At 65.3% G+C, this 23,254-nt stretch carries 19 protein-coding genes; 12 read left to right on the forward strand and 7 right to left on the reverse strand.

Features of this window, described 5'->3' with window-relative positions; genetic code table 11:
• Positions 1-35: 35 nt before the first annotated feature.
• Positions 36-671 carry a S24 family peptidase gene (locus EJC47_RS01850; RefSeq protein ID WP_409574464.1) on the forward strand — a complete coding sequence of 212 codons (636 nt, stop codon included), beginning with the start codon at positions 36-38 and terminating at the stop codon, positions 669-671.
• Position 672: 1 nt separating this feature from the next.
• Here the strand turns inward: EJC47_RS01850 and EJC47_RS01855 are convergent, their stop codons facing one another.
• Positions 673-855 carry a hypothetical protein gene (locus tag EJC47_RS01855; RefSeq protein ID WP_126845257.1) on the reverse strand — a complete coding sequence of 61 codons (183 nt, stop codon included), beginning with the start codon at positions 853-855 and terminating at the stop codon, positions 673-675.
• 181 nt (positions 856-1,036) lie between these two features.
• On the opposite strand from EJC47_RS01855, the gene EJC47_RS01860 reads away from it, so the two are divergent.
• The 4 genes from EJC47_RS01860 to EJC47_RS01875 all read left to right on the forward strand — a co-directional run bounded on the left by EJC47_RS01860 (position 1,037) and on the right by EJC47_RS01875 (position 8,192).
• Entirely contained in the window at positions 1,037-1,249 is a 213-nt protein-coding gene (locus tag EJC47_RS01860) for a hypothetical protein (protein WP_126845258.1), read from the forward strand.
• A 62-nt stretch (positions 1,250-1,311) separates the two neighbouring features.
• Positions 1,312-3,273 carry an autotransporter assembly complex protein TamA gene (locus EJC47_RS01865; protein WP_126845259.1) on the forward strand — a complete coding sequence of 654 codons (1,962 nt, stop codon included), beginning with the start codon at positions 1,312-1,314 and terminating at the stop codon, positions 3,271-3,273.
• Positions 3,270-7,445 carry a translocation/assembly module TamB domain-containing protein gene (locus EJC47_RS01870; protein WP_185867528.1) on the forward strand — a complete coding sequence of 1,392 codons (4,176 nt, stop codon included), beginning with the start codon at positions 3,270-3,272 and terminating at the stop codon, positions 7,443-7,445. Before EJC47_RS01865 ends, EJC47_RS01870 begins: the two co-directional genes overlap by 4 nt.
• 15 nt (positions 7,446-7,460) lie before the next feature.
• Positions 7,461-8,192, forward strand: a complete 732-nt coding sequence (locus EJC47_RS01875) for a hypothetical protein (protein ID WP_033965428.1) — start codon at positions 7,461-7,463, stop codon at positions 8,190-8,192.
• A gap of 40 nt (positions 8,193-8,232) precedes the next feature.
• Here EJC47_RS01875 and EJC47_RS01880 read toward each other — a convergent pair whose 3' ends face one another.
• Positions 8,233-9,657, reverse strand: a complete 1,425-nt coding sequence (locus tag EJC47_RS01880; RefSeq protein ID WP_126845260.1) for an aldehyde dehydrogenase family protein — start codon at positions 9,655-9,657, stop codon at positions 8,233-8,235.
• A gap of 117 nt (positions 9,658-9,774) precedes the next feature.
• Between EJC47_RS01880 and EJC47_RS01885 the strand changes: the two genes are divergently transcribed.
• Both EJC47_RS01885 and EJC47_RS01890 read left to right on the forward strand, forming a co-directional pair.
• The gene (locus tag EJC47_RS01885; protein WP_126845261.1) at positions 9,775-10,749 is read left to right on the forward strand and encodes a quinone oxidoreductase family protein; all 975 of its coding nucleotides are present in this window, start codon (positions 9,775-9,777) and stop codon (positions 10,747-10,749) included.
• A 78-nt stretch (positions 10,750-10,827) separates the two neighbouring features.
• Complete coding sequence (locus EJC47_RS01890; protein ID WP_126845262.1) at positions 10,828-11,268, forward strand: DUF983 domain-containing protein; 441 nt, start codon at positions 10,828-10,830, stop codon at positions 11,266-11,268.
• 104 nt (positions 11,269-11,372) lie between these two features.
• Here the strand turns inward: EJC47_RS01890 and EJC47_RS01895 are convergent, their stop codons facing one another.
• The 3 genes from EJC47_RS01895 to EJC47_RS01905 all read right to left on the reverse strand — a co-directional run bounded on the left by EJC47_RS01895 (position 11,373) and on the right by EJC47_RS01905 (position 13,917).
• On the reverse strand, positions 11,373-11,723 hold the full coding sequence (locus EJC47_RS01895) for a hypothetical protein (protein WP_126845263.1): 351 nt from the start codon (positions 11,721-11,723) through the stop codon (positions 11,373-11,375).
• A 335-nt stretch (positions 11,724-12,058) separates the two neighbouring features.
• On the reverse strand, positions 12,059-13,483 hold the full coding sequence (gene glnA / locus EJC47_RS01900) for a type I glutamate--ammonia ligase (RefSeq protein WP_033965426.1): 1,425 nt from the start codon (positions 13,481-13,483) through the stop codon (positions 12,059-12,061).
• 95 nt (positions 13,484-13,578) lie between these two features.
• Positions 13,579-13,917, reverse strand: coding sequence for a P-II family nitrogen regulator (locus tag EJC47_RS01905; protein WP_033965448.1), 339 nt, complete (start codon positions 13,915-13,917; stop codon positions 13,579-13,581).
• A gap of 467 nt (positions 13,918-14,384) precedes the next feature.
• Between EJC47_RS01905 and EJC47_RS01910 the strand changes: the two genes are divergently transcribed.
• The gene (locus EJC47_RS01910) at positions 14,385-14,780 is read left to right on the forward strand and encodes a DUF1842 domain-containing protein (protein ID WP_033965425.1); all 396 of its coding nucleotides are present in this window, start codon (positions 14,385-14,387) and stop codon (positions 14,778-14,780) included.
• 83 nt (positions 14,781-14,863) lie between these two features.
• Here EJC47_RS01910 and map read toward each other — a convergent pair whose 3' ends face one another.
• Positions 14,864-15,688, reverse strand: coding sequence for a type I methionyl aminopeptidase (gene map, locus EJC47_RS01915; RefSeq protein ID WP_126845403.1), 825 nt, complete (start codon positions 15,686-15,688; stop codon positions 14,864-14,866).
• Positions 15,689-15,750: 62 nt separating this feature from the next.
• Between map and EJC47_RS01920 the strand changes: the two genes are divergently transcribed.
• From EJC47_RS01920 to EJC47_RS01935, 4 genes are all read left to right on the forward strand, one after another.
• Positions 15,751-16,506, forward strand: coding sequence for a competence/damage-inducible protein A (locus EJC47_RS01920; protein ID WP_126845264.1), 756 nt, complete (start codon positions 15,751-15,753; stop codon positions 16,504-16,506).
• A gap of 17 nt (positions 16,507-16,523) precedes the next feature.
• A complete protein-coding gene (locus tag EJC47_RS01925; RefSeq protein WP_231565162.1) occupies positions 16,524-16,862 on the forward strand; it encodes a hypothetical protein in 339 nt (112 codons plus the stop codon).
• Between the two features lie 179 nt (positions 16,863-17,041).
• Entirely contained in the window at positions 17,042-19,594 is a 2,553-nt protein-coding gene (locus EJC47_RS01930) for a cation-translocating P-type ATPase (RefSeq protein ID WP_185867529.1), read from the forward strand.
• A complete protein-coding gene (locus EJC47_RS01935) occupies positions 19,591-20,676 on the forward strand; it encodes an AI-2E family transporter (protein ID WP_126845266.1) in 1,086 nt (361 codons plus the stop codon). The genes EJC47_RS01930 and EJC47_RS01935 overlap by 4 nt, the downstream gene beginning before the upstream one ends.
• Here the strand turns inward: EJC47_RS01935 and mgtA are convergent.
• Complete coding sequence (gene mgtA, locus EJC47_RS01940) at positions 20,652-23,216, reverse strand: magnesium-translocating P-type ATPase (protein WP_126845267.1); 2,565 nt, start codon at positions 23,214-23,216, stop codon at positions 20,652-20,654. The genes EJC47_RS01935 and mgtA overlap by 25 nt on opposite strands.
• Positions 23,217-23,254: the final 38 nt, after the last annotated feature.

Raw genomic sequence — 23,254 nt, forward strand, 5'->3', positions numbered from 1 at the left:
CTGTTCCATTTTCCAACTTGTCTAGGAAATTTCCTATGGCTATCGTGTCGGATATGGAGCGAGGCGATCCCCGGGCGCGGTTGGCGGCGCTGATCGATGGCGACACGGCGAGCTATGCCGCGCTGTCGCGGATGCTGCGGCGTAACGATGCCTATCTGCAGCAATATGTGCGAAGGGGGACGCCGCGCGATCTGGCGGAGCGCGACCGTGCGCTGCTCGCGGCCTATTTCCGGGTGGATGCGGCCGAACTGGGTGGTCCGCCGTCAACGCCGATGGCGACGATCCGACGGCTGAACGTCGAGGTGTCGGCTGGGCCGGGGGCGATCGCGAACGATGATCCGGGCGAGGCGGACATGCTGCTCGACCCCCGCTTGCTCGACGATTTGCGGCTGCGTCCGGCCAGCGCGGCGATGCTGCGTGCGCGCGGCGATTCGATGCTGCCGACCATCGCCGATGGCGACCAAATCGTGGTCGACGAACGCGACACGCGTGTGAGCGCGAGCCCCGCGATCTTCGTGCTGCGGCGGGATGGTGTGCTGTTGGTCAAGCGGGTCGCGAAAGTGGCCGAAGGCTTTGTTATCTCCAGCGACAATCCCGTTTATCCTCCGATCCGTTCGACGTCGGTGGACGTGATCGGTCGCGTCGTGTGGCTGTCGCGGACGTTGCGTTGAGCTATTTGCGTCGGTCGACCAGCCACAGGGCGAGCGACAGCACACCGCCCAGCGCAATCCCGACCAGGAAGCCCCGCGTCGGCCCGATCGGCGAGAACAACCCGATCCCGGCACCTGCCATCGCACCGATCGCGATCAAAAAACCGCCCGCGAGCGGCGTCCGGGGAGAGGGGGAGCGTGCCATGCGGGCGCTTTGCCATGTCCCGGTGCAGGACGCCAGCGTCCCATCGTGAGAGAATTCTGCGGTCTGGTGGATCGCGTTAACCCTGATGGGGGCCGAATTGCCGCGTTTTCGCGAAACTGGCACGGGGCGTGTTTCCTCGATGTTTGCACGCTTGCGGGCCAGAAATTTGCGCGGAGAGTTGATGACCTGCTTGCCTTACCTCGCGGACCGCGCCGCTTTCGTCGATGCGACCGATTTGATCACGATATTTGGCGATGAGGCGGCGCTGGAGGCGGCGGCGCGCGCCGACCGCAGTCGCGACCTCGGCAATTATCTGCACTTTTGTCGATGGCGGCAGATCGAGCGGCTGATCGTGTTGCTTTCGGCCGACCGTGCGGTCGGCACGGTTCATTGAGCGGCGGCCAAATCGGCGACTAAGCCCCTGTCACTGCGGGCGCAGCCGGGCTAGGACGAGCCATGGCGTTGTCGGTCGGGCGGCGGGGCGTGTCGTTGGCCGCCGCCGGAGTCCTTTGTGTGTTTTGCCCGCGTGCGATGGCGCAAGTGCGTCCGTCGACCGATCCGGCTGACCCCAAGGTATCGCCGCTCGATCCGCAATCGCCGCTTGCGCCGTTGCCGGGGTTGGGGGTCGACTGGCCCGATTTGTCCAAGGCCCCGCCCGAGCCGGTTTCGGCGGATACGCCAACCGCGCTGACCGGGGACACCCGCTATGATTTCCGCGTCGACGGGATCGACGATGTCGCCAGCAGCCTGCTCAGCGATCGTTTCGCCCAGTTGTCGACCCTGAAAGCCAATGTCGGCCAACCCGCCAATGCCGCGCAGCTCGATCGCCGCGCGCGCGAGGACGCAACCCTGCTCACGACATTGCTGCGCGCCGAAGGCTATTACGACGCGCACGTGACGACGCGGGTGGAACCGGCTGCGCGACCGCTGGTCGTGCTGGATGCCGAGCCGGGGCAACTCTACACCTTCGCGGGTGTCAACGTCGCAGGGGTGGAAGCGGCGGGCGCGAAGGCGCAAACGCTTCGCCACGCCTTCGGGGTCAATCCGGGCGATGCCGTCAATTCGGATGCCGTGGTCGCGGGCGAGACGAGCCTGCGCACCACGATCAACGATCGCGGTTTCCCGTTTGCCGTGGTTGGCGATCCGCAAATCGTCGTCGATCGCGCCGCGCACACCGCCACGCTGGACATGGCGGTGGTACCGGGGGCCGAGCGCCGCTTCGGCAAGATCGTGATGACTTCGGGCGACAAGGTGTTCGGGGCCAAGCATGTGCAGGACATTGCCCGCTTCGTCCCCGGCCAGACCTATGATGCCTCTGCGCTGGTCGATTTGCGGCGGGCGGTGATTCAGACCGGGCTGGTATCGTCGACCAAGATCGAGCCCGTCGAAGGCACCGAGCCGGGCACGGTTGATATTGCGGTCGGCCTGGAACCGGCACCGCCGCACACCATCGCCGGGGAGCTTGGCTACGGCACTGGCGAAGGCGCGCGCGCGGAAGTGAGCTGGACGCACCGCAATCTGTTCCCGCCCGAGGGCGCGCTGACGCTGCGCGGTGTGCTCGGCACTGAGGAGCAATTGGCGAGCGTCATCTTCCGCCGCAACAATTTCGAAGGGCGCGACCGCGTGCTGACCTTTCAGGCGGCTGCCTCCAACCTGAAGCGCACCGCCTATCAGGCGCGCACCGTGTCGCTCTCGGGCAGCCTGGAGCGGCAGACCAACATCTTCTTCCAGAAGAAGTGGACCTGGTCGCTGGGCGGGGAGCTTGCCGCGTCGGACGAGCGCGATGTGATCGTCACCACCGGTGCCCCGCGTCGGCGTACCTATTTCATTGCCGCCCTGCCGACCTCGCTCAGCTATGACGGGTCGAACGATTTGCTCAACCCGACGCGCGGCTTCCGCCTGAGCGGACGCTTCTCGCCCGAGGCGTCGCTGGAAGGATCGATCTTTGGCTATGCCAAGATGCAGATCGACGCCAGCGCCTACCAACCCATCACGGCGGGCACGGTGCTGGCGGGACGCATTCGCCTGGGCACCATCGCGGGTGCCCCGCGCGATGCGGTGGCACCGTCGCGGCGCTTCTACGCCGGTGGCGGGGCGTCGGTGCGCGGTTATGGCTATCAGGACATCGGCCCGCGCGACCCCAATAACGATCCGATCGGCGGGCGCAGCCTTGCCGAATTTTCGCTCGAGGCGCGGGTCAAGGCGTTTGGCCATTTCGGCGTGGTGCCGTTCTTCGATGGCGGCAACATCTACACCGGCGGCATCCCGACGCTGGGCGGAATGCGCTACGGCACCGGCATTGGCGTGCGCTATTATTCCAATTTCGGGCCGATCCGCATCGATGTCGGCACGCCGGTAAACCCCGCCAAGGGCGATCCGCGCGTCGCCGTCTATGTCTCGTTGGGGCAGGCGTTTTGACCGGGGACTCGCTCCCGGAGACGGTTGAAGCCGCACCTGTCCCGCCGCGCCGCCGCCATTGGGGGCGGATTGTGCTGGGTGCGGTGCTCGGCCTGCTGCTGGTGCTGCTCGCCGCGCTGGGGCTGGTCGATACCGCGATCGGGCACCGGATGATCGCCGATACCATATCCGGACTGCGGCCCGCCAATGGCTTGCGCTACAGCATCGGGCGGATCGAGGGATCGATCTACAACCGCGCGACGCTGATCGATGTGCGCGTGCGCGACCCGAAGGGACTGGTGTTTGCGGCACCGCGTGCCGACCTGCATTGGTCGCCGCTGCGCTGGCTCGACAATCGGCTGGATATCACCAGCTTGCGCATCCCGAGCGCGACACTGGCCAAATTGCCCGAGACGCGCCCGACCGAGACCAAGGGGCCGATCCTGCCGGGGGTCGATATTCGCATCGGGGCGTTGGCGGTGGACCGGCTGATCGTCGGGCGCGCGGTGACCGGGGTCGAGCGGATCGGGCGGTTGCGGGCACGCGCGGACATCCACAATCGCCGCGCGCTGATCGATCTTGCAGCGATGGTGGCAGGGAGTGACCGGCTGCGCGTCCACCTCGACGCCGAGCCCGATCGTAACCGGCTGGAGGTCGCGGCGCAGGCGCGCGGCAGCGCCAAGGGCGTGCTCGCCAAGCTCGCGGGGGTCGCGCGACCGATTGCGCTCGACATTGCCGGCAAGGGAAGCTGGCAGAGCTGGCAGGGCAGCGCGATTGCCGATGTCGGGCCGACGCGGCTGGTCGATCTCGCGCTGACCAACCGGGCCGGGGCCTATACGCTTTCGGGTGTCCTGACGCCTGCCCCGCTGGTGCATGGCAAGCTCGAACGGCTGACCGCCCCGCGCGTGCTGGTCAATGGCGGCGCGACGCTGGTCGACCGGCAGCTCAAGGGTACGCTCGCGCTGCGTTCGGTGTCGCTCAGCCTCACAGCCGACGGCACGCTCGATCTGGCTGAAAGCGCCTATCGCACTGTGCGGCTCCACGCGATCCTGCTGCGGCCACCGGCTTTGTTCCCCAACATGACGGGGCGCGCGATCGAATTGCGCACGATCCTCGATGGCCGTTTCGCTACAGCGGCCTTCGACTATCGCCTGACCGCGGTGCGCTTCGCCTTTGACAATACGGGCTTTGAGGATTTCCACGCCGCCGGGCGCGGGCATTTGTCGAAACAGCCCGTGCTGCTGCCGATCCACGCTGTGGCGGCGCGGGTTACCGGGGTTGGCGACGTGGCGGGCGGTATCCTGCGCAATCTTACGATCGATGGCGTGCTGCGGGTGACCTCCAAGCTCGTCATCGGTGATGATCTCAAGCTCAGCTCGGACAAGCTCAACGGGCGCATCAACCTGCTGCTCGATCTCAGCGACGGGCGCTATGATATTGGTCTAAATGGCGGCTTGGGGCGCTACCGCATTCCCGGCCTCGGCGTGATCGATGTGCAGACGGAGCTCAAAGCAGTGCCGGGCCCCGGCGGCCACGGCACGCGCGTCGTCGGGCAGGGCACGGCGCGGATGCTGACGCTGGAGAATGCGTTCTTCCGGTCGCTGGCGGGTGGGCTGCCGCGCCTTGTCACCGGGCTTGAGCGGACCCCCGACGGGATCCTGCACCTAAACCATCTCGTGCTGACCGCGCCGCAAATCCGGATCACCGGCAATGGCTATCGCCGCCGCGACGGCACCTTCCATTTCGAAGGGGTTGGCCAGCAAGCAACCTATGGCCCGCTGACGTTGAAGCTCGACGGCAAGATCGACCATCCGACGCTCGATCTGGTGTTCAAAAGCCCCAACGAGACGATGGGTTTGAGCGATGTGGTCGCGCATCTCGATCCGACCGCCGAGGGCTTTACCTTCACCGCGCGCGGCGGGTCGCGGCTGGGGGCGTTCAGCGGCAATGGCGCGATCCTGCTGCCCAAGGGCGGCGACGGGACGATCGCAATCGCCGATCTCGCGGTGAGCGGCACGCACGCCAAGGGCCCGCTGCGGATCGTGCCCGGCGGGTTCGACGGGACGCTTGCCGTTGCGGGTGGCGGCTTGTCGGGCGCATTGCTGTTCCGTCCGGTGGGCGAGCATCAGCGGATCGAAGCGCATCTGGATGCGACGGCGGCACGATTGAGCGATGCGGTGGTGCTGCGGCGCGGGCATCTCGATGCGGTGGCGCTGCTCGATCCGGCGGGAACGTCGATCGAGGCGAGCGTGAACGGCGCGGGGCTGCGGCGCGGGGCGCTGGTGATCGGGCGCTTTGCCGCGCGCGCCTCGCTGCGCGGCGGTACCGGCACCATCACCGCCTCGATTGCCGGGTCGAGCGGGCGCGCCTTCGATATCCAGTCGCTCATCCGCGTGACCCCTGACAATTATACCGTCACGGCGCAGGGCACGCTCGATCGTCGTCCGCTGAAGCTCGTTACACCGGCGGTGTTTACGCGCGATGGCGATGGCTGGCGTCTGGCCGCGACCGATCTCACTTTTTCCGGTGGCGATGCCAAGCTGTCGGGCCGCTTCACCGGCAAATCGAGCGCGATCGACGCGACGCTGGCGCGGATGCCGCTGTCGATCCTCGATATTGGTTATCCGGGGCTGGGGCTGGGCGGCAACGCCTCCGGCACCTTGTCCTATGCGCAGGGCGGCGGCGCTGCCCCGACGGGCAAGATCGACATGACGGTGCGCGGGCTCACCCGTTCGGGATTGATCCTGTCGTCGCGCCCGGTCGATGTCGGGATTGCCGGAGTGCTGTCGCCAGACCGCATCGCCGCGCGCGCGGTCGCCGCCACCGGTGGCAAGACCGTGGGCCGCGCGCAAATGTTGCTGACATTGCCTGCAGGGCCCGATCTGGCGACGCGTGTGTCCAATGCGGGGGCGTTTGCGCAGCTTCGTTATGATGGGCCTGCCGACACTATCTGGCGACTGACCGGGGTTGAACTGTTCGATCTTACCGGCCCGGTCGCGATCGGCGCGGATGTGGGCGGCACGATCGCCAACCCGCAGATCAGCGGCGTTGTCCAGGCCAAGGGCGCGCGCATCGAAAGCGCGACGACCGGCACCGTCTTGACCAATGTGCAGGCGGCCGGACGCTTTGGCGGGTCACGCCTCACGATCGATCGCTTCGCCGCAGAGGCAGGCAAGGGCGGGCACGTCAACGGCAGCGGCACCTTCGATTTCGCGGCGAAGAACGGCCTCGGGCTCGATCTGACCTTGCAGACCGATCATGCGGTGATGATCGCGCGCGACGATATCGGCGCAACCGTCACCGGCCCGTTGCGCTTCCAGTCGGATGGGGCAGGGGGGACGATTTCGGGCGATCTGAAGCTCGACAAGGCGCGCTATCGCCTGGGCCAGGCAAGCGCCGCCAGCGCGGTGCCGCAACTCGCCATTCGCGAAATCAACGTGCCCGGCGGCGGCGCTGAGGATGATGAAGCGCCGCGCGCGCCGTGGCAGCTCGCCATCCATGCGCGCGCGGCCAATCAGGTACTGGTCACCGGGCTTGGCCTGCGCAGCGAATGGTCGGCGGACCTCAAGATCGGCGGCGCGCCCGACAATCCCGCGATCACCGGTCGCGCCGATCTGGTGCAGGGCAATTACGATTTCGCCGGGCGCAGCTTTGCGCTCGAACGCGGCAAGATCCTGTTTGCCGGCGAAGTCCCCGCCAATCCGGCGCTGGATATCTCGGCCAATGCCAACACTACCGGGCTGAACGCCTCGATCAACGTCACCGGCCCGGCGCTCAAGCCCGAAATCACCTTCTCCAGCGTGCCTGCCTTGCCGCAGGACGAATTGCTGTCGCGGCTGTTGTTCGGCACGTCGATCACCAATCTGTCCGCCCCCGAGGCGTTGCAACTGGCCTCGGCAGTGGCGGCGCTGCAGAACGGCAAAGGCGGGCTGGATCCGATCAACGCGGTCCGCCGCGTGGCCGGGCTCGACCGCTTGCGCATCCTTCCCGCCGACGCGCAGACCGGGCAGGGCACCTCGGTCGCGGCGGGCAAATACATCACGCGGCGCTTTTATGCCGAGATCGTCACCGACGGAGCCGGCTATTCGGCGACGCAGGTCGAGTTCCAGGTGACGCGTTGGCTGTCGGTGCTGTCGACGATCTCGACGCTGGGACGGCAAAGCGCAAACTTGCGCGTATCGAAGGATTATTGAGGCGGGGAGCAGGCGGTGGCGGAAACCAAGACCGACGAATATCTCTCGGCACTCTTTGCGGACTCCTACAAGCGCGAGTTGGACGCCGATGAGGCAATCTGGCGCTCGCTGCCGTTTTTCGCGGCGATCCTGGGCCTTGCCGTCGCCGTCCTGCCGAGCATTTATCGCTCGGCCTTTTCGGTGCGCGATCCGGGCTGGACGATCGCGGTGGTGTTTCTGTTGGTTGGATCGGTCGGGTGCTTTGTCATCGCGGGGCGCTGGTTTTGGGATGTCATCCGCCTGCGCGACTATCGTTATCCGCCCAATGATGTCGAAATCCTGGATTATGCGCAGACCTTGGGCACCTTCTATCAGGACATTGGCAAGAAAGCGGTCGAGCGAGACGGTCTGGTTCGCGACGATTTGCGGACGCTGATGATCGGTGAGTTCGCCGATGCCGCGACACGCAACAGGCGAAACAACGTTGCGAAGGCCAAGGCTCGGAGCCAGGTACTGCTATTCGTGATGACCGGCTTCCTGCTCGCATTCTGCGCGGAAGCGACTATATTGCTGGCAGAGGCGTTCACCACTCCGAGCGAGCGGTGCCGCCCTGGAGGTAAAGCCAATGCCGGATCTGCCCAAAACTGCCGAAACGCAGCGGCCCCCGCAAAAGCCGCTGCCGCCCAAGCACCATATCGTGCGCGAGGGCGCGAGCTTCACGCTGAAAAGCTTCAGCCCGCCCGCCCGCAAACCGGCGTAACGCCTTAACCGATCATGCGCGGGCGGCTAGGTGCCGCCCGCGCATGGCTCAGGCAGGCTCGCCGATCACGGTCTTGACTTCCATAAAGTCGGTCAGCCCGAACTTGCCGTTTTCCCGTCCATTGCCCGATTGCTTGTAGCCGCCGAACGGCGCGTTGCCGTCGGGGCTCCACGAATTGATCGTCACCAGCCCGGCGCGCAGCCGTGGTGCGATTTTGGCGGCCTTGGCGGCATCGCCCGAAATCGTCGCGGACAGGCCGTAGGGCGTGCCGTTGGCGATCTTCACCGCTTCGTCTTCGGTGTCGTAAGCGATGATCGTGGCGACCGGGCCGAACACTTCCTCCTGCGCGATGCGCATGGCGGGGGTTACGTCGGTGAACAACGTCGGCTTGATGAAATAGCCGACATTGCGCCCGTCGGGCCGCCCGGTGCCGCCGGTGACCAGCGTCGCGCCTTCGTCGATCGCCGACTGGATCAGGCCCTGGATCTTGTCGAACTGCGCCTTGTTGACGACCGGGCCGATATGCGCGCCCATTTCGGCCGGGTCGCCCACTGGTGTGCCCTCCATCATCGCCTTGACGATGCCGGTGGCGTCCGCGACCTGGCTTTTGTGCACCAGCAGGCGCGTGGGCGCGATGCAGCTTTGGCCCGAATTGGCGAGCACGCCCTGCACCGTCGGGGGGAGCACCGCTGCCAGGTCTGCCCCTTCGATCACCAGATTGGCCGCCTTGCCGCCCAGTTCCTGATGCACGCGCTTGACCGTCGCCGCCGCATTTTGCGCGATCGCGATTCCGGCGCGAGTCGATCCGGTGAAGCTGACCATATCCACGTCCGGGTGCGCCGACAGCGCCGAGCCGACGCCCGCGCCGTCGCCATTGACCAGGTTGAACACGCCCGCCGGAACGCCTGCGGCGTCGAGGATTTCGGCCAGGATCACCGCGCAGCCGGGCGATTCCTCGCTGGGCTTCAGGATCATCGTGTCGCCCGCCGCGAGGGCAGGCGCGACCTTGGCGGTGATCTGGTTGAGCGGCCAGTTCCAGGGGGTGATCATCGCGACGACGCCCAACGGCTCATGCACCACGCGCGCGCGGCCGAGCTGTTCGTCGAACTGGAAGGCGTTGAGCGCCTTCAAGGTCGAGATGAAATGTCCGAGCCCTGCGGGGACTTGCGCGGCCGTGGCAAAGCCGATCGGCGCGCCCATTTCCTGGCTGACCGCCTGCGCCAGATCAGGAATGCGCTTCTTATATTCTTCGATGATCCGTTCGAGCAGCGCAGCACGTTCGGCGACGGTGGTCTGCGAGTAGGTCTCGAACGCTGTCCGCGCGGCGGCGACGGCGGCATCGACATCGGCGGGGGTGCCGAGCGTGATTTCGCTGCAGGGCTGCTCGGTCGCGGGGTTGATCACCGCGTGGCGCGTGCCGCCGATGCTGTCGACCCAGGCACCGTTGATATACTGTTTGAGGTAGCTCTTCATCGCCGCTCTCCACCGTCTTGAATTTCTGGTACGCGACGACAAATGGAGCGGGACGAAATAGGTTGCAACCCGAAACGTACGTCGTCGGTTAGGGCGGTTCGATAAGGAGATAGGCAAATGGCACGCGTTGCGCGGATCGACCGCATTGGTGGCCCCGAAGTGATCGAATGGGGCGATGTGAATTTGCCCGATCCCGGCCCTGGCGAGGTGCGAATGCGCAATGCCGCAGTCGGCCTGAACTTCATCGACGTGTATCACCGCAAGGGCGTTTATCCGGTCAACCTGCCGAGCGGCCTTGGCTCCGAAGCGGCGGGGGTGGTCGTGGCGGTTGGACCGGGGGTTACCGATTTTGCGCCGGGCGACCGCGTCGGCACGTTCGGCCCCGCGCTTGGTGCCTATGCGACCGAGCGTAACGTTCCCGCCAAGATCCTTCTGAAACTGCCCGACGATATTAGCGATCAGACCGCTGCCGCCGTGTTGCTGAAAGGGTGCACCACCGAATTTCTGGTCGAGCGCTGCGCGCGCGTACAGGCCGGACAGACCGTTCTGGTTCATGCGGCGGCAGGTGGCACCGGGCATTTGCTGGTCGGCTGGTTGAAGGCGATCGGTGCGACCGTGATCGGCACCGTTGGCAGCACGGAAAAGGCCGTACAGGCCAAGGCGGCGGGTGCCGACCACGTCTTGCTGCACAAGAGCGAAGATGTGGCGCAGCGCGTGCGCGAGTTGACCGACGGCGCGGGCGCGCCGATCATTTTCGACGGTGTCGGTATGGCGACCTGGGAGATTTCGCTGGCCAGCGCCGCGCGGCGCGGGCTGATCGTCAGCTTCGGCAATGCCGGTGGCAAAGTGACCGGGGTCGACCTCGGCATCCTGTCGGCACGCGGATCGCTGTTCGTCACCCGCCCGACGCTGTTCAGCTATTATGTCACGCCCGAGGAGCGCCAGGCCGGGATCGACCGCGTGTTCGCGATGCTGCGCTCAGGCGCGATCACCCCTGAAATCGGCCAGACCTTCGCACTGGAAGACGCCGCCGCCGCGCACCGCGCGCTGGAAGCCGGGGAGACGTGTGGAGCGACCGTGCTGACCGTGTAACCGCCTTGGGCGTTTTGTCTCATCGCAGTCGGCGCGCGCGTTCCTATCTAGGCGGCAGCAAAGACGTTGGGATCAGACATGGCGGACACACAGACCGAAGGCGAAAAATGGCGCTGGATCCTCAAATTCGGGGCCAAGGGCCTGTGCCCGCGCTGTGGCAAGGGGCATATGTTCCGCTCCTGGCTGAAGGTGGTCGATCGCTGCGAGGTATGCGGGCTGGATTACAGCTTTGCCTCGCCCGATGACGGCCCCGCCTTCTTCTCGCTGTGCATCGTCGCGTTTCCGCTGCTGTTCGTGGTGGTGTGGTTCCAGGTGGCGTTCAGCCCGCCTTTCTGGGTCCATGCCGTCACCTCGCTGCCGCTGATGCTGGCGGGATGCCTGTTGCCGCTACGCCCGATCAAAGGGTGGCTGGTCGCCTCGCAATATGTGAACAAGGCGCATGAGGCGGGGACCGCGCAATTGTGGGGGCAGTTGAACGGGCGGACGGTCGAGAAGGGCGGAACGGCGTTTGATGAGTGAGGGGCGAATAAGGCTTGCCCGCGCAGATTGCGTTTCCAGGGTGTTTTGGTGAGGAGTGTTTAGCTCCTACTGCGCTGGCCCGCTCTGACTGAACGAAGGCTGCGCTACGCCGGGGCTACGCACGCAAAGCTGACAAATGCGTCCAGCAGGCCCGCCTCGGAAATGGCGGCCAGCATGTGCTGCGCTGGGCAGGACAGTCCGCCCCCCGTACAGCCCTTATCGCCGACATCGCGCAAGGTAACCCTGTGCCGGGCGCGCGGCGTCAGCGATGGCAGAAAGCCTTCTTCCAGAAAGGCGAGATCCGCAGGATGCAAATACCGCAATTTGCGCGCGGGGCATAACGCTTCCCCCTTAGCGGCAAAGACATCGTAGACGGGCGAAGCCATCATCTGGAAGTCGAGGCGGTCGGGCCTCGTTGCGGGCGCGATTGCCAAAGCAGCAGCGAGGATCAGCATGCGAGTCACTCCCTCAATGAGGCGCGAAGAAGGTAGAGCGGGCTGTCGAGACCCGCAAAGGGGTAGGGCGGTCAAGGTCGGAAGGTCTTGAGCGCTGCCGGGGTCCGCGTGTTGATCGGCAAAAAGAAAAGGCGCCCGGATCGCTCCGGACGCCTTTTCTGGCACCGCGCTGCGGCAAAGCCAGTTTCAGGAGGGTCATGCCCCCGGCATGACCTAAACGATGCGGGGCATCGTTTACCTGAAACTCGTCGGTCCTCGCTAGAGCGAGGCCGGCCGACAGCTCCTGTGGGGACTTTGGCTTCGCCTTGTCCCCACCGGCTGCCGGCACGGCAGCCTCAGTAGCTGTAGTACATATCAAACTCGACCGGGCTCGGCGTCATTTCCCAACGCGCCACGTCCTGCATCTTCAGCTCGATGTACGATTCGATCTGGTCCTTCGAGAACACGTCGCCCTTGAGCAGGAAGTCGTGATCGGCGGCCAGGCTCTCGAGCGCTTCGCGGAGCGAACCGCAGACGGTCGGCACTTCGGCCAGTTCGGCCGGTGGCAGGTCGTACAGGTTCTTGTCCATCGCCTCACCCGGGTGGATGCGGTTCTGGATGCCGTCGAGGCCGGCCATGAACAGCGCCGCATAGCAGAGATACGGGTTGGCCATCGCGTCGGGGAAGCGCACTTCGACGCGCTTTGCCTTGGGGCCGGTGCCATAGGGAATGCGGCACGAGGCCGAGCGGTTGCGCGCCGAATATGCGAGCAGCACGGGGGCTTCGTAGCCCGGCACCAGCCGCTTGTAGCTGTTGGTGGTCGGGTTGGTGAAGGCGTTCACCGCCTTGGCGTGCTTGATGATGCCGCCGATGAAATACAGGCAGGTGTCCGACAGGCCGGCATAGCCATTGCCCGCGAACAGCGGCTGGCCCTTGTCCCAGATCGAGAGATGGGTGTGCATCCCCGAGCCGTTATCTTCCTTGATCGGCTTGGGCATGAAGGTGACGGTCTTGCCGTAAGCCTGCGCGACATTGTGGCAGACATACTTGTAGATTTGCATGCGGTCGGCGGTCAGCGTCATCGTGCCGAAGGTGAGGCCGAGCTCGTGCTGGGCAGCGGCGACTTCGTGGTGATGCTTGTCGCACGGCAGGCCCATTTCGAGCATGGTCGAAACCATTTCGCCGCGAATGTCGACGGCGCTGTCGACCGGCGCGACCGGGAAGTAACCGCCCTTGGCGCGCGGACGGTGGCCGAGGTTGCCGCCTTCATACGAGGTGCCGGTGTTGGTGGGCAGCTCGATATCGTCGATCTTGTAATAGCTGGTCGAATAGCTGTTCTCGAACTGGACGTTGTCGAACATGAAGAATTCGGCTTCCGGCCCGATATACACGGTGTCGCCGATGCCGGTCGTCTTCAGATACGCCTCGGCGCGCTTGGCGGTCGAGCGCGGATCGCGGGCATAGAGTTCGCCGGTCGAGGGCTCGACGATGTCGCACACCAGGATCAGCATCGGCGTGGCCGAGAACGGATCGGTCCACACGGCGTCCAGATCGGGCTTCAGGATCATGTCGGATTCGTTGATCGCCTTCCAGCCCTCGATCGAGGAGCCGTCGAACATGAAGCCGTCGGTCAGCTCATCTTCGCCGACAACGCCGGCGACCATCGTCAAATGCTGCCATTTGCCCTTGGGATCGGTGAAGCGCAGATCGACCCACTCGATCTCCTGCTCCTTGATCATCTTCAGTACGTCGCTCGCAGTGTTTGGAGCCGAATTCGCCATGTCCCCACGCCCTTTCGTTATCGATCAATAGCCCGAGCAATTCGGGAATCACATTCCACTAGGATGATCGCGTTGTCACAAGATGTTGCGCTGCGTCAAATGGCATCCTCGTCGCGTTCGCCGGTGCGGATGCGCAGCGCGGTTTCGACCGGAATGACGAAGATCTTGCCGTCGCCGATGCGCCCGGTCTGCGCGGCAGCGGCAATGGCTTCGACGACGCGTTCCGCCAGCGAATCCTCCACCACCACTTCGAGTTTTACCTTGGGCAGGAAGTCGACCACATATTCCGCGCCGCGATACAGTTCGGTATGCCCCTTTTGACGACCGAACCCCTTGGCTTCGGTCACCGTGATGCCGCTGACGCCAACCTCGTGCAGCGCCTCCTTCACCTCATCGAGTTTGAACGGCTTGATGATCGCCTCGATCTTTTTCACGCAGCACGCACTCCCATTCTGTCGGTTCACCTTACAACAACCGTGCCAGCCGCGCGAGGGGCGCAAAAGCGCGGGCGGACCCGGTCGGCACCCATGTCACGATGCTCAACAAATGGGCAGGAGGCGGGGGAATTGCCGGATTGGCAGGCACGACGATGCCGTCGCGCATGCGAGTGCGCGTGGTCGTGTCGGTTCGATTGAACCAAAAAAAGATGAAATAAAAACTTCTGCACCCGCAAGAAATTTACCGAAGGAGTGATGTTGGTTCAGCTGCTTACGCGCAAAAGCGGCTTTGGACTCAAAGAGAGAAATGATACTCTTCGGAGGTCGAGTCGGGAGTCGTGCATTATACCCTTGAAGGGCGTTCAAGGGCGTCAGTGTAAAAATTATACCGAAAATGTACGATGCGCGTAACGACTCAATCCTCGACGTGTTGTTTTATTCTCTCAAGAAGCAGGAGATAAACCATGTCTGAAGCAGTAGGTCTTTATCAAGTAAAGCTGTTGGTCCAGCTCGGCGTTGAGCCGATCGTCGGTGCTCCCACCTTGCATTTGTCGCTGCTGGTCAATGCGGTTTCTGGTCAAATCCATGGCACGGCGCACATTACGCAGTCGCTGCCGCCGCCCTACGGATCGATCGAATTTCCCGTCAGCGGCGTGCTGCATCATACCGGTTTCGGGCACGATACACGGCTCATCGCGCTGCATGGGGAATATGTCGTGTCGGTGCCGCCGCCCGCGATCGGCAGCTATCTGGCGCACTTCTCGGCGGCGCTGGCCGTCGATGCGGAATGGAACGGCGTTGGCACTTATACCTATGGCAACCACACCATTACGCACGGCACGGTAAGCAAAGTCAGCTGAACCTGGCGGCAGCGTGGGGACGGGGCTGCCTTGCCCCACGCTGCCTTTCGGATGTCTCGCTAAGACCGATCGGGGATCAGATTTCAATAAGGCGGCTTGTCGAACCCGCCGGGGCTGAGCGTGAAGATCTCGCAGCCGTCCTCGGTGATGCCGATCGAATGTTCGAACTGCGCCGACAGCGAACGGTCGCGCGTCACCGCCGTCCAGCCATCGTCGAGCACCTTCACGTCGGGGCGACCGGTGTTGATCATCGGCTCGATCGTGAAGATCATGCCGGGCTTCAGTTCGGGGCCGGTGCCGGGGCGACCGGCATGGACCACTTCGGGCGCATCATGGAACAGGCGGCCGACGCCGTGGCCGCAGAAATCGCGCACCACACCATAGCGGTGCTTTTCGGCGTGGCGCTGGATCACGTCGCCAATGTCGCCCAGATGGTTGCCCGGCTTGGCGGCTTCGATGCCGAGCATCAGGCATTCATAGGTTACTTCGACCAGCCGCTTCGCTTTGATCGGCACGTCGCCGATCAAATACATGCGGCTGCTATCGCCGTGCCAGCCGTCGAGCAACGGGGTGACGTCGACATTGACGATGTCGCCATTTTTCAACGTCTTGTCGCTGGGAATGCCGTGGCACACGACATGATTGGTCGAGATACAGCTCGAATGCGTATAGCCACGATAGCCCAGCGTTGCGGGCACGCCGCCGCGTTCGACGATGAAACGGCGGATCATCGCGTCCAGTTCGGCGGTGGCCATGCCGGGCACCATGTGCGGCACGATCATGTCGAGCGCTTCGGCGGCGAGTTTTCCGGCGGCACGCATACCTGCAAAGGCTTCGGGCCCATGAAGCTTGATGGCACCGGTACGGGCGGTGGGCGCGTCGGCGGTTACGGTTACATATTCGGTCATCCCCGCGATATAGCGAAGCCGCTTGGGCTTTGCGAGGGCCACGATGCGGGCTATGCGGAGCTATGACGACACGCATCTGGACGGCCGCGCTGGCGGTGATCGGCGACGAGATCCTGTCGGGCCGCACGCAGGACAAGAATATCGCGCAAATCGCGACCTGGCTGAACGTGCAGGGCATCCGCCTGGCCGAGGTGCGCGTTGTGCCCGACAAGACCGCAGCGATCGTCGAGGCGGTCAACGTGCTGCGCGCGCGCAACGATTATCTGTTCACGACAGGCGGCATTGGCCCGACGCACGACGACATCACCGTCGATGCCATTGCCGAGGCGCTGGGCGTGCCGGTGGTCTATCACCCGCAGGCAGTGGCGGTGCTGGAGGCCTATTACACCACGCGTGGTGGCTTGACCGAGGCGCGCAAGCGCATGGCGCGCGTGCCGCAAGGGGCCGATCTGATCGAAAACCGCATGTCGGGCGCGCCGGGCATCCGTGTCGGCAATATTTTCATCATGGCCGGGGTACCGCACATAACGGCGGGGATGCTCGACGCGCTGACCGGCACGCTGGAGGGCGGGTTGCCGGTGCTGTCGCGCACGATCGGCTGCTGGGTCGGCGAAAGCGAAATCGCCGACCTGCTGCGCGAGGCCGAAAAAAGCCATGAGGGCGTGGCAATTGGGAGTTATCCCTTCTTTCGCGACGGGCGCACCGGTGCCAATTTCGTGGTGCGCGCGACCGACGCCGCGCTGGCCGACCGCTGTATCGCGGACTTGACGCGCGCGTTGGAGGCGACCGGGCGGACGGTTGTGGCGGGCGGGATTTGAAGGACAGGAGCGACATGATGAAGCGTATCTGTGTGGCGATGATCCTGACGGCGGCGCTGGCATCGTGCGATGGCAGCCCCAGCGGCAGCGACAAGCCCGCCGCCGCAGCGACGCATGATCCGATGGAAGCGAAGATCGACGCGTTGTCGCCCTCGTTACAGCAGACGACGATGTTCCGTGCGATCCGCGACGGCGGCTATACCTGCCAGAAGATCGTGCGGATGGAGAAGCACGCGCCGATCGACGGCAAGGCGACCTGGATCGCCGAATGCGACGACCACGGCCAATATGTCATCGCCTTGCAGCCAGGCGGCATCTTCTGGGTAAGCGGCGTACCCCAGCCCAAGAAGCGCTAGAAAAGACCATATCGCGTGAACGGATGAAGCATAGCGGCCATGCTCGGCATGGTTCCGTCTAGGGGAAAGCACGCATAGCAGAAGCTGGGGCGGCGCGGCATTGCTCCTGTCATCGCGCGCGCACCCTGCGCTGTCGGCAGGATCGTGTCGCCGGTGACACGGTGTCGGGGAAAGCCATCATGATGACGCCCGGACCCGCTGGTCTCTCGCCTGCCGAAGCCGTCGATCGTCTGGTGCGCGACGGGCCCAATGCCTTGCCCCGCGCCGGGCGGCGCTCGACCTTTCATATCGCGTTCGAGGTGGTGCAGGAGCCGATGTTCGCGTTGCTGCTGGCAGGCGGCATGGCTTACCTGTTGCTGGGCGATTTGACCGAGGCGTTGATCCTGCTGGCCTTTGCCAGTTTTTCGGTGGTCGTCACCGTCGTGCAGGAAACCCGCACTGAACGGGTGCTGGAGGCACTGCGCGATCTCTCCGCACCCAGCGCCCTGGTCGTTCGCGGGGGCGAGCGGTTGCGCATTCCGGGGCGCGAGGTGGTGTGCGGCGATCTGCTGGTGCTGGAGCAGGGGGATCGCATCGCCGCCGATGGACGCTTGCTCAGCGCGGACGATCTTCAGGCCGATGAATCATTGTTGACCGGCGAGTCTTTGGCGGTCGGCAAGGCGGTTCAAGCCGACGCTCCATCAGCCGATCACCGTCCGGGCGGCGAGGATCAGCCCTATGTCTATTCGGGCACGCTGGTCGCGCGGGGCAGCGGCATCGCCGAGGTGACCGCGACGGGCCCTCGCAGCGAAATCGGCAAGATCGGCCAGTCGCTCGCCACGCTCGATACCGAAGCGCCGCGGCTCCAGCGCGAAACCACTCGCATCGTCACCTGGTGCGCGATCGGCGGGGGCGCGGTGGCGCTGGCGGTGGTGGTGCTGTTCGGCCTGCTGCGCGGCGGCTGGATCGAGGCGATCCTCGCCGGGATCGCGATCGGCATGTCGATGCTGCCCGAGGAATTTCCGGTCGTGCTCACCATCTTCCTGGCGATGGGGGCGTGGCGGATCGGCGCGGTCGGCGTGCTGACGCGGCGCGCGGCGGCGATCGAGACGCTGGGCTCGGCAACCGTGCTGTGTACCGACAAGACCGGTACGCTGACCGAAAACCGCATGTCGGTGGTCGCCTTGTGGCTGGCCTCGGGCGAGGATGCGACGCTGGGGGAGGCACCTTGCGCCTTTGCCGATTACGGGCCGATCGTGTGCATGGCCGCGCTGGCCAGCGCGGTGGAACCGTCCGACCCGATGGAAATCGCGCTGCATCAGGCGCATGTCGAGGTTTGCGCACCATCGGAGCCGGACTGGACGCACGTCCACGGTTATGCGCTGCGGCCCGATCTGCTCGCCATGTCGAATGTCTGGCGCACCGATGACGACCGGCTGGTCGTCGCGACCAAGGGCGCACCCGAGGCGATTGCCGATTTGTGCAAGCTGGCACCCGGTGAACGCGACCGTATGACGCTGGCGGTGGATCGGATGGCCGCGCGCGGCATTCGCGTGCTCGGTGTGGCGACGGCGGTCGCTACCGATACCGATTGGCCCGAGACGCAGGCGGGTTTTGCGTTCGAACTGGTCGGTTTGGTCGGGCTCGCCGATCCGCTGCGCCCGACGGTGAAGGCGACGGTTGCCGAATGCCGGGCAGCCGGGATCCGCGTGGCGATGATCACGGGCGATTATGCCGCCACCGCCAAGGCGATCGCGGCGCAGGCGGGGATTGCCGATGGGGACGTGCTGACCGGCGACGAGCTTGCAGCGCTCGACGATGCCGCGCTGGCGGCGCGGTTGAAGACGGTCACCGTGTTCGCGCGCATCATGCCCGAACAGAAATTGCGCATCGTTCAGGCGTTCAAGGCCGATGGCGAAGTGGTTGCGATGACCGGGGACGGGGTCAATGATGCGCCCTCGCTCAAGGCCGCGCATATCGGCATCGCCATGGGTAAACGCGGCACCGATGTTGCGCGCGAGGCCTCGGCGATCGTGCTGCTCGACGATGATTTCGGCGCGATCGTCAAGGCGGTCGCGCTCGGCCGACGGATCTATGACAACATTCGCAAGGCCATGGCGTTCATCTTCGCGGTGCATGTGCCGATTGCCGGGCTGGCGCTGCTGCCGCTGGTGTTCGGAATGCCGATCCTGTTCGGGCCGATCCATATCGCCTTGCTGGAAATGGTGATCGATCCGGTCTGCGCGCTTGTGTTCGAGGCCGAGCGCGGAGAAAGAGACATCATGCAACGCCCGCCACGCGACCCGAATGAACCGCTCTTCTCCGTGACGATGATCGCATGGGGCGTGTTCCAGGGCGGGCTGGCCTTTGCCATGCTGGCAACGGTGTTCCTGCTGGAAGTGCAGGGCGGGATGCCCGAGGCGGAGGTGCGTGCGCTGATCTTCTTCTCGCTGATTGCCGAAATCCTCGCGCTGATCCTCGTCAACCGATCGTTCGGCGCGTCGATCATCGAGGCGTTCGCGCGGCACAACAGTGCGCTGCGCGCCGTGCTGGCGGCGATCGTCATCATCGCGAGCCTGATCTTCTTCCTGCCCGCCGCACAGACCTTGCTGAAATTCGGTTCGATCGCGTGGATCGACATGGTGTTTGCGCTTGGCCTGGGGGCGGGCCTTCTGGTCCTGCTCGAACTGTGCAAGCCAGTGGTGCGCGCGATCATGGGGCGTGGCGCAATCGCGCGTCCGGCGACGGCATGATCGCACCCGATTCACGCGGCTTCTCGCTCGAGCGCGGGTTCTTCCTGGCGTTCCTCATGATCGTGTCGCTGGTCTTCGCCTGGCTCATCGCGCCCTTTTTCGGGGCGATCGTGTGGGCCGTGGTTGCCGCGATCGTGTTCGCCCCGCTGACCGATTGGCTGACCGCCACGCTTGGCGGCCGTCGCAACCTTGCGACCGTGCTGACGCTGCTGGTCATACTGCTCGCGGTGATCTTGCCGACGGTGCTGCTGGGCGGGGCGCTGCTGCAACAGGCGGCGGGGCTCTACGCCAAGATCAAGTCGGGCAAGATCGATTTCGATCTCGTGATCTTCCAGATCGAGGGCCGCTTGCCGAACTGGGTCCAACAGCAATTGGCGGGCTATGGCCTCACCGATTTTGCGGCGGTGCGCGCGCGGATCGCGGAAGGGGCGGTCAAGAGCTTCGATTCGCTGGCGGGGCGGGCATTCAGCCTCGGGCAAAGCGTGTTCGGGCTTTTGGCGACGCTCGGCATCATGCTGTACCTCTGCTTCTTCCTATTGCGCGACGGGCGCACGATCGTCGCCAAGGTCGAACATGCCATCCCGCTGCTGCCCGAATATCGGCGCGCGCTGTTCGACAAATTCGCCGCCGTCGTGCGCGCGACGATCAAGGGCAGTCTGGTCGTCGCGGTGCTGCAGGGCTTGATCGGCGGGCTGATCGTGTGGGGGCTGGGCATTGGTGGCGCGTTGCTGTGGGGCGTGCTGATGGGCGCGTTCTCGCTGCTGCCGGCGATCGGTACGGGCATCGTGTGGGTGCCGATGGCGCTCTATCTGCTGGCAACCGGCGCGATCTGGCAGGGGATCGCGCTGGCGCTGTGCGGGTTCTTCATCATCAGCAGCGTCGACAATGTGGTGAAGCCGATCCTGGTCGGGCGCGACACGCAAATGCCCGATTATGTCGTGCTGATTTCGACCTTTGGCGGCCTGGAACTGTTCGGGTTTAACGGGCTGGTGGTGGGCCCGGTGATCGCGGCGATGTTCATCGCGACCTGGGAGATTTTCTCGCGATCGCGCGACGCTCACCGGGGTATCGGCCCGCGTTGATGCGCGTGGCGGGTCGCGCGGCTGGGCCGTATCGCAATGCCTTTCAGCAGTTCCGCACAGACCAGATAGGCGACCACCACCGCCACGATCCCGCCCGTCATCGCCAGTGGCGGTGTCTGGAAGCCCAGCCAGTGCGCCAGCGGCGTGAAGGGCAGGGCAAGCGCCACCAGTAACGCGCCGAGCGACGTCATCGTCAGGATCGGGCTCGCGCGGTTCGCCCAGGGCCTGCCGTTGGTGCGGATGATGAAGATCACCAGCACTTGCGTCGCCATCGATTCCAGAAACCAGGCGGTGCGAAATTCGGGTGGTGCCGCGTGGAACAGCAGCACCAGCCCGGCAAAGGTGAGCAAGTCGAACAGCGAGGAGAGCGGCCCCATGATCGCCGCGAATTTCACCAGGTCGCGCAGGTTCCACACTTGTGGCTTTGCAATCGCCTCGGCGCGGACGGTGTCGAATGGAATGCCGATTTCGGACACGTCGTAGAGCAGGTTGTTCAGCAGGATCTGCGTCGGCAGCATCGGCAGGAACGGCAGGAAGAACGATGCCACCGCCATCGACAGCATGTTGCCGAAGTTGGAACTGGCCCCCATGCGGATATATTTCAGGATGTTGGCAAAGGTCCGCCGCCCTTCCTCGACGCCGTCTGCGACGACCGCCAGATCGCTGTCGAGCAGGATCATGTCCGCCGCCGCCTGGGCAACCCCGGTGGCACCCGCGACCGACAGGCCAATATCGGCCCCCTTCAGCGCCGGGGCATCGTTAATGCCGTCGCCGAGATAGCCGACCACGGCACCGCGCGCCTGCAATGCCCGCACGATGCGCGATTTTTGGTCGGGCGCGAGCCGCCCATAGGCGTCCACATGCCGCACCTGCACCGCAAGCGCATCGTCGGACAGGTGCGTGATGTCCGCGCCCGACAGCACGCGGTCGGCCTTCATGCCGACCAGTCCGGCCAGCCGCTTGACCACCACTGGATCGTCGCCCGACAGGATCTTCAGCCGGATTCCCGCCGCCGCCAGCCGGGCGATGGCTGCGGCTGCGGTCGCCTTGGGCGGGTCGGCAAAGGCGCACAGGCCCTCGAAGACGAGGCCGGTCTCATCCGCCGCCGAAACGGTTTGCGCGGGGCCGGTCCAGGCGCGCGATGCCACCGCGATGGTCCGCAGGCCTTCCTTCCCGGCGAGCGCCGTGACCTGCGCCAGCGCAGCGGCGCGTTCCGCCGCGCCCATCGCGCCGCCGCCCTGACTCGACGTGCATAAAGCGAGGATCGCCTCGGGCGCGCCCTTGGCGATCAGGATCGTGCCTTCGGGGCCGCTCGCGACGACCGATCCCAGCCGTCGCGCGAAATCAAAGGCGTGGCGTCCGACCAGCGTCCAGCCCGTATCCGCAGCGGGCGCGGCGGCCAGCAGCGCAGCGTCGAGCGCGCCGCGATCCCCGCCGAGCGATGCGGCGATCGCGGCCAGTCGAGCGGTGCGCGGGTCTTCCGCGCCGGCGGGCGACAGGCTGCGCGCGAGCGTGATTTCAGCCGAGGTCAGCGTGCCGGTCTTGTCGGTACACAGCACCGTCATCGCGCCGAGATCGTGGATCGACGCCAGCCGTTTCACGATCACCTTGCGCTTGGCCATCCGCATCGCGCCGCGCGACAGCGTGACGGTGGTGATCATCGGCAGCAATTCGGGTGTCAGCCCCACCGCCAGCGCGACCGCGAACATCAGCGATTGCAGCGCCGGTCGCCCGAAGAACACGCTGGTTGCCAGCACCACCACGACCAGCACGATCGTCAGCCGCGCGGTGAGCAGCCCGTAACTGCGCAAGTCGCGCTGAAAGGGGGAAAGTTCGCTCGCTTCGTCCAGCGCCGCCGCCGCGCCGCCAAACACGGTCGCTGCTCCGCAATGGACGACCAAGGCGATTGCCTCGCCGGTCTGGCCGACAGCGCCGCGAAACAGCGCGTTCGATGCCTCGCCCGCCGTCTCGCCAGTCACCGTGCCGGGGCGCTTTTCCACCGGATAGGGCTCGCCGGTCAGCGCCGCCTCATTGGCGGTGAACGCATCGCTATCGAGCACCAGCCCGTCGGCCGGGATGATGTCGCCCGCGCGCACCCGCATCACGTCGCCGGGCACCACGCCCTCGACCGCAATCTGCACGAATTGGCCGTCGCGCTTGACTTCGGCCTTCAGCGCCACCGTCCGCCGCAGAGCCGCCGCCGCGCCCAGCGCCTGCCGTTCCTGCACCGCCTCAAGCCCGATCGAGATCGCCAGAATGGCGACGATGATCGTCCCGCCCACGGAGTCGCCGGTGGCAATCGACACGATCGCCGCGACGAGCAGGATCAGCGACAGCGGCTCGAACAGGCGGCGGACGATTGCGCGGAACAGCCCGGTCTGGCGGACCGTCGCATCGGCATTTTGGCCATAATGCGCGAGCCGCGCATCGGCCTGCGCGGTGGTCAGCCCGTCATGGCTGCAGTCGAGCTCGGTACACAGCGCGTCAACGGAGCGTGTCCAAAACGGCGGCGCAGTGGAACTGGTGGCGGGGGCGTGCATGCCGCCAATATCCGTCGGCAGTGAGCGCGTGGTAGCTT

Origin of the sequence: Sphingomonas sp. TF3, from assembly GCF_003985085.1 — a bacterium.
Taxonomy (GTDB): Bacteria; Pseudomonadota; Alphaproteobacteria; order Sphingomonadales; family Sphingomonadaceae; genus Sphingomonas.